Origin of the sequence: Archangium sp., assembly GCF_036389735.1 — a bacterium.
Lineage (GTDB): Bacteria > Myxococcota > Myxococcia > Myxococcales > Myxococcaceae > Archangium.
Genome location: NZ_DASVWK010000986.1, coordinates 1 through 5966, shown reverse-complemented (window position 1 = coordinate 5966; position 5966 = coordinate 1). Strand labels below are relative to the sequence as shown.

General features: G+C 69.2%; 6 protein-coding genes and 1 tRNA gene. 2 read left to right on the top strand and 5 right to left on the bottom strand.

Going from position 1 to position 5966, the window contains the following annotated elements; all coding sequences use genetic code 11:
• From VF794_RS35090 to VF794_RS35070, 5 genes are all read right to left on the bottom strand, one after another.
• Positions 1-2639: PAS domain-containing protein (locus tag VF794_RS35090; RefSeq protein WP_331117482.1), on the bottom strand; the 2639-nt coding region annotated here is incomplete at its 3' end.
• 98 nt (positions 2640-2737) lie between these two features.
• Positions 2738-2811 (bottom strand) — tRNA-Ile (locus tag VF794_RS35085).
• Positions 2812-2989: 178 nt separating this feature from the next.
• Positions 2990-3493: a hypothetical protein gene (locus VF794_RS35080; RefSeq protein WP_331117481.1), complete on the bottom strand. Its 504-nt coding sequence runs from the start codon at positions 3491-3493 to the stop codon at positions 2990-2992.
• Between the two features lie 227 nt (positions 3494-3720).
• Positions 3721-4353, bottom strand: coding sequence for a DUF4349 domain-containing protein (locus VF794_RS35075; RefSeq protein WP_331117480.1), 633 nt, complete (start codon positions 4351-4353; stop codon positions 3721-3723).
• A gap of 152 nt (positions 4354-4505) precedes the next feature.
• Positions 4506-4718, bottom strand: coding sequence for a hypothetical protein (locus VF794_RS35070; RefSeq protein ID WP_331117479.1), 213 nt, complete (start codon positions 4716-4718; stop codon positions 4506-4508).
• Positions 4719-4838: 120 nt separating this feature from the next.
• Between VF794_RS35070 and VF794_RS35065 the strand changes: the two genes are divergently transcribed.
• A complete protein-coding gene (locus VF794_RS35065) occupies positions 4839-5447 on the top strand; it encodes a hypothetical protein (RefSeq protein WP_331117478.1) in 609 nt (202 codons plus the stop codon).
• A 46-nt stretch (positions 5448-5493) separates the two neighbouring features.
• Positions 5494-5966 (top strand): FHA domain-containing protein (locus tag VF794_RS35060; RefSeq protein ID WP_331117477.1); only part of this gene is annotated, 473 nt, incomplete at its 3' end.

The window sequence follows — 5966 nt, the reverse complement described above, 5'->3', positions numbered from 1 at the left end:
GCCGCGCGCCGGAAGGGGTCGAAGATGTGCGGCAGGAGCGCCTCGGGGATGGGCTCGCCCTGGTTCGTCACCGTGAGGAGCACGTCGGTCCCCTCCGAGCGGAGGGCCACCTCCACCGGAGCCGTCTCGGCCCCGTGCTGCAGGGCGTTGCCCACCAGGTTGGAGACGACCTGGGCGAGCCGATCCGAATCCCACGCCCCGGTGTACGGGCCCCGGCCCGGCGACAGCACGATGCGGTCCGGGTGTGTCACCTCGAACTCCTCGAGCGTGGCGCGCACCAGCTCCAGCAGCCGGGTGGGACGGCGCTGGAGGGGGATGCCGCCGCCCACCCGGGCGCGGGTGAAGTCGAGCAGATCGGTGATCATCCGCGACATGCGATCCGCGCTCCGGGCGATGCGCCGTACTCCGACGAGCACGGACTCGGGGACGTTCTCGCGCAGCAGGAGCACCTCGGTGGCCAGGGTGATGCTGTGGAGCGGGGTGCGCAGGTCGTGGCTGACGATGCCCACCAGCCGCTCGCGGAACTGCTCGTCGCGCTTGCGCTCGCTGATGTCTTGGAAGAAGACGGCCAGCCCGCCCTCGTTGGTGGGGAAGGCGCTCACGCCCGTCCAGAGCTCCAGCGGGGCGTAGTACTCCTCGAAGCGCACCGGCACCTTCTCCCGCACCACGCGCTGGTACTCGCGCCAGTACTGGGACTCGGGCGTGGCGATCGCGGGGAAGACGTCCCAGAGGACATGGCCGAGCGTGTCCTCGCGCCGCGTCTGGGAGAGGCGCTCCTGGTTCTCGTTCACCAGGAGGATGCGGAAGTCCGCGTCGAGGACGATGAGCGCCTCGCCGTGCTCCAGGACCTCGACCACACGCTGGCGCTCACGCAGCGCCTTCTCGGCCAGCTCACGCAGGTGCGTCTGCTCACGCAGGAGCCGCTCGCGCTCATCGTCGCGACGCTTGCGCTCGGTGATATCCCGGAAGAAGACGGCGAGCCCCTCCGGGGTGGGGTAGACGCGGATGTCGAACCAGTGGTCCGCCAGGACGTCATGCTCCTCGAAGGCCAGGGGAATGCGCTCGGCGGCCGCGCGGCGGTACGCCCGCTCCAGGGGGGTCCCCACGGAGAGGGGCATGGCTTCCCAGTGGTCGCGGCCCAGCAGTTCCTCGCGTCGGTGCTTCAGGAGGCGCTCGGCCTCGTGGTTGACGTAGGTGAAGCGCCACTGCGTGTCCATGGCGAAGAAGGCCTCGGAGATGCTCTCCAAGAGGGTGGTGGCCCGGTTCCGCTCGCGCTCGGCGGTCTCGCGCTCGCGCACCCGCTCGGTGATGTCGAGCACCGTGCCGAGGAAGCGCACCGCCCGGCCGCTCGCGTCGAAGAAGGTCCGGCCGTAGGCGGTCAGCCAGCGCTCGACTCCATCCCGCGGACGCACGATGCGGTATTCCAGCTGGAAGGTGCCGCTCCCGGTCGGCGCCAGGGCCCGCTGTACCACGGCGTCCACGCGCTCCCGGTCCTCGGGGTGCAGCACGGCGAGGAAGGTGTCGTAGTCCAGGTCCACGGGGGCGTCCGGCGACAGGCCGAAGAGGGCCCTGCAGCGTTCGTCCCAATGGAGCACGCCGGTGATGGGATCGAGATCCCACGTGCCCAGGCCGGTGGCCTCCACGGCCAGGCGCAGGCGCTCCTCGTTCAGCCCGGCGGGAGTCGGGAGGCTCATGCGGGCTTCGGACCCGGCCAGGCGCGCCTGGGTCTGGCGGAGCTCCTGGAGCAGGCGGGCCCGGTCGATGATGAGGCCGTGGCGCTCCACCAGCGTCTCCAGGAGACGACGCGCGCGGGGCTCGAAGGGGCGGGCGTCGGTGGTGCCGAGGTACACCACGCCGAGCAGCCGGCCACGCGGCCACATGCGCAACCCGAGCAGCGAGTGGATGCCACTGGCGCGCACGCCCTCACCCAGCACGAGGCGGGTGGTGGTCGCGTCCGGCAGGTGGAGGATCTCGGTGGAGGAGGCGACCTCGGCGACGAAGGAGCCCGAGCACACGGGCAGGGGGCCGCGGTCAGGTGGGGTACTCCAGAGGCCGCGGGAGGCGGTGGGCAGGAGCCGTTGGTCCTCCGCATCCACCAGCAGCACGGTGGCGGCATCCGCGTGGAGGGCCTCGCGCACCACCTCCAGCAGGGACCCGAGCCGCTCGGGGAGGAAGTCGGCGGCGAGCGCGTCCATGCGGCGCAGGGCACGCTTCTCGGCCTGACGGTCCTCGAGGGAGTAGCCGCGGAAGACGCTGGTGGTGTGCTCGATGGCGGTCTGGAGCGCGTCGAAGAGGTGCTGGGTGTCCTCGGGCGTGGGCTGCTGCTCGGGAGGGAGCGCCTCCCAGAGGCGCGCGAGGAGGCGACCGAGAAGGACGAACTCGGCCGTCGCGTCCTCGAGGGTGTAGCCCAGGCGGAGTCGCAGGCCGATGTGCGTCTCCTCGATGCGGTGCTTGGTGAGGCCGGGATCGCCCCGCTGGCCACGGGAGAGGGCGCTCAGCGCGGAGAGGTACTCGGGGGTGTTGTCGAGAACCTCCTGGGAGCGCACGCCCTGGGCGGACGGGAGCCGGCTGGCCTCCTCGAGGTAGCGCTGGAGGAGCCGCTCGCGGTGCTGCTCGATGAGATCGGCGATGGACGGCATGGGCGAGGAGGGACCTCGGGTACCAGCCAGGGTTCACGGAGCGTGGACAGCGGACAGAAAAAAAGCCCCGTCTCCGAGTAAACCCGGGGACGGGGCCTTGGCCAGGGTCGGACTTGAACCGACTACCTGCGGATTATGAGACCGCCGCTCTAACCAGGTGAGCTACCTGGCCAAAAAGTGGTGCCTCTCATAGCGGGACCGGCGCCCCACTGCAAGAGGATAGGTGAGCCGAGGCGAATCCGGCCTCCTGGCAGGCGTCCAGCCGGTCGGGCTCGAAGCCGAGCCTTCCGCCCTACCTGGGACTGGAACACCGGCTCGCGCCGCCTCAGTCCCGGTCCGTCCTACCAGGGCTACCCACGCGTGGGCGGTGTGAGGCCCTTCTTGGCCACCTGCTGCTTGACACTCGCGATGGCGTCCAGGCCCTCCTCCCGCCGGAAGTGGCCCTGCCGGATGCGGCGCAACCGGCGCTCCGCGTCCTCCACCATCGCCCAAGCCATTGGGGCTCGGTCCCGGTCGTGGTCCGACATCCACAGCAGGGTGAGGCAGGCGGTATGAACCTGATTCTCCAGGTCGATGAAGCCGAGCCGTTTGATGCGGCGCAGCACCCGCGAGAACTCCTCCCAGCTCTTGGCGTGAGGATGTGCGACGTTCAGGATGTCATGAGCGATCAGTCTCTTGATGTGCCGCCGCTCCCACTCTGTCCGCGCTCCCTCCAGCAGCTTCTTCTGGAGGGCCAGGTATTCGCGCTCCGCTGTCTCGAAGGGAACCCGCTCGGATCCCGGGCCAAATGCCATGAACGCCTCGTGGCGCTCCTCGACGATCCTCTGCCAGAACAACTCCCGTGAGGGCTTCATGACTCACCCTCCCGGGCACTGCTTGCCGTTGGCACTCCAGGGCCAATACCTCTTCTTCCTGCATAGGTCGAAACAGCTCTGGCAGTGGCTCGTGCCGTACTGAAGGTTGATCTTGAGCCCGCGCTTCTCGATGCACCGCACGTAATATCCCTGGCACATCATTCCAGAATGCCCCTCGGATGCCACATAAGCGGACCTTCTGGGGGGGCTCCCACGGGTGGGCTGGCCTAGTCCCAGATGAAGAGCCATTTCACGCCCCTGGCCAGCCCGTAGAAGATCCACCCCACGGGCCCGGGGCGCACCGGCCGGCCGAAGTCGAGCTGCACCGTGGACAGCGCCACCGCTCCCTCCAGGGCCTCCAGTCGCGCCTTCAGCGACTCGTACTCCACCGTCACCCGCTCCAGCTCCTTCTCCACCAATACCGCCTCGGACACCGACGCCGCCTTGTCCAGGAGCTGGAGGTAGCGCTGCCTCGCCCGCCCCAGCGTCTCCAGCCGCACCCGCAGGTCCTGGTGCGTCTCCGTCACGTCCTCCGCGGACACCCGTCGCTCCGCCACCAGGCCCAGGGCCGGCACCTTCTCCAGGAAGGTGTCGAGCCGCCCCGCCGGAATGCGCACCGTCACCGAGGCGTCCGTGACGAGCTGCGCGTACCCACCATGCGCCTTGGCCAGGGCCACCGCCTCCGCTGGCCCCTTCTCCGGCTCGGCGCGCTCCAGCCGCACCCGCACCGTCGTGATGATGGAGCGCTCCTTCCCTGGCTGTGCCTCGCCGCCAGCCTCCCGAGGCTCGCCAGGGGGCGGACCCATGCGGGTGGCGCAGGCCGGGAGCACGAGCAGCAGGAGCAGGACGGGGAGGCGCACGGGAGGTCCTTTCGACGAAGCGCGCCCTGGGACGCTCACGGCCGAAGCCGGGTTCCACACAGGGGGTGCTCGGAGAGGTCCAGCGCTTCGAGGAGGTCCCCCTGCCCCCAGCCGAAGGTGGGGGCGGGCGGGAAGTGCGACGTGACTTCTACTCAGGAGGCTCGAGGCAGCTTGTGGCGGCCTATGCCATCCTCCGCGTCGTCCGACTCGTAGTAGAGGGTGGCCCCTCCCTCGTCGTAGACGACCAGCACACGCTCGCTCTGATCCAACAGGCCCGTGGCGGCCGCCGCCGCCTGACGGACCAGCGAGTCGGTCCGTAAGGGACGCTTCTTGGTGTTGCTTGTACGCACTGACGCACTGGGCATCTGTGAGTTGACTCCTTGAGTCCCCCACCTACAGCGAGGGAGGAACGTGCTATAGCCAACGGAAGACTTCGTTGACAAGCGCTTGACAGGACCCTGTCGGTCGCGAGGTAAGGAAGCGTCATGAATCGTCGCTTTCCGCCGTGCCTCCTCTTCACCCTGTGTCTGTCCTCGGCCGCACTGGCCGAGACGTCGTCCGACTCAACCGGGGGCCAGCGCTCCTCACCCGCCTGGGTGCCGCATGGCGTCATGCTGGGCACCTTCATGCGGGGAGGGGCGGTCGCCCCTCAGATACGCCTGAACTGGCAGGTGCCGTTCTTCCGTGGCCGCAAGGACACGCTGTCCGTGCTCGTCGAGCCGCTGGCCGCGTACACCGCCTCGTACCCGGACACCGTCGTCGAGGACGATGACGTCACCATGCGAGCGCTGCGGCTCTTCTCCCTGGTGGTGGGGGTGGGGTACCGCAGCCGGCCGGAGCAGGGCCTCGAGTGGGGTTTCCAGGTGGGCTCCGGCCCCGCCTGGTACGCCGCTCGCTTCGCGCGGGGCTCCAAGGAGAGGGAGTCCTACTTCGTCGGCCTGCTCGATGGCCGGGCCCAGCTCGGCTACAACCTCGGGGCCCTTTCCCTGGGGCTGACTGTAGGGTACGGTGATATCTACAACTACAGGCGTACCAGCCTGTCCCGGCCCTATGTAGGTGGGTTGCACTTGGGGTTGTACTTGGAGTGGCGCTAGGCGCCTCTGGACCGTGGCCCCCCAGGTGGGGTGAAGTGTGTTACCGATGGTCGAGCTTCTCAGCCACCACATCAGCCGCTTCCAGCGCGAGCGGGGAGAGTACGAGCGCACGCTGCCGCCAGCGGTGCTGCTGTACTCGCCCATGCCGACGGCGGCGATGGCCCCTGGCGACGACGAGGACGAGCACCACCACTTCCGCACCCTCACCAGTGTGGAGACCCCCATGCTGGGAGTGGGCGAGCCCATCGTCTTCCCCATCGTGAAGAACCAGGAGAACGCCTTTGGCCGCGGCATCACCGTGGGCCGCACGGGCAACAACGACGTGGTGCTGGACGATGGCACCGTGTCGCGCTTCCACGCCTGGTTCCAGCGCGAGGGTGATGGGCGCTACATCCTCACCGACGCGGGCTCGAAGAATGGCTCGTTCGTGAGCGGGGTGCGGTTGACCCCCCGGCGGCCGTCGCCGGTCTCGGACGGCACCCGCCTGCGCTTCGGGCAGGTGGACTTGACCTTCTACCT

Coding starts and splice junctions, on each gene's coding strand:
- VF794_RS35080 (WP_331117481.1), bottom strand. CDS start 3,493: ATGAAGCCCTCACGGGAGTTGTTCTGGCAGAGGATCGTCGAGGAGCGC.
- VF794_RS35070 (WP_331117479.1), bottom strand. CDS start 4,718: ATGCCCAGTGCGTCAGTGCGTACAAGCAACACCAAGAAGCGTCCCTTA.
- VF794_RS35065 (WP_331117478.1), top strand. CDS start 4,839: ATGAATCGTCGCTTTCCGCCGTGCCTCCTCTTCACCCTGTGTCTGTCC.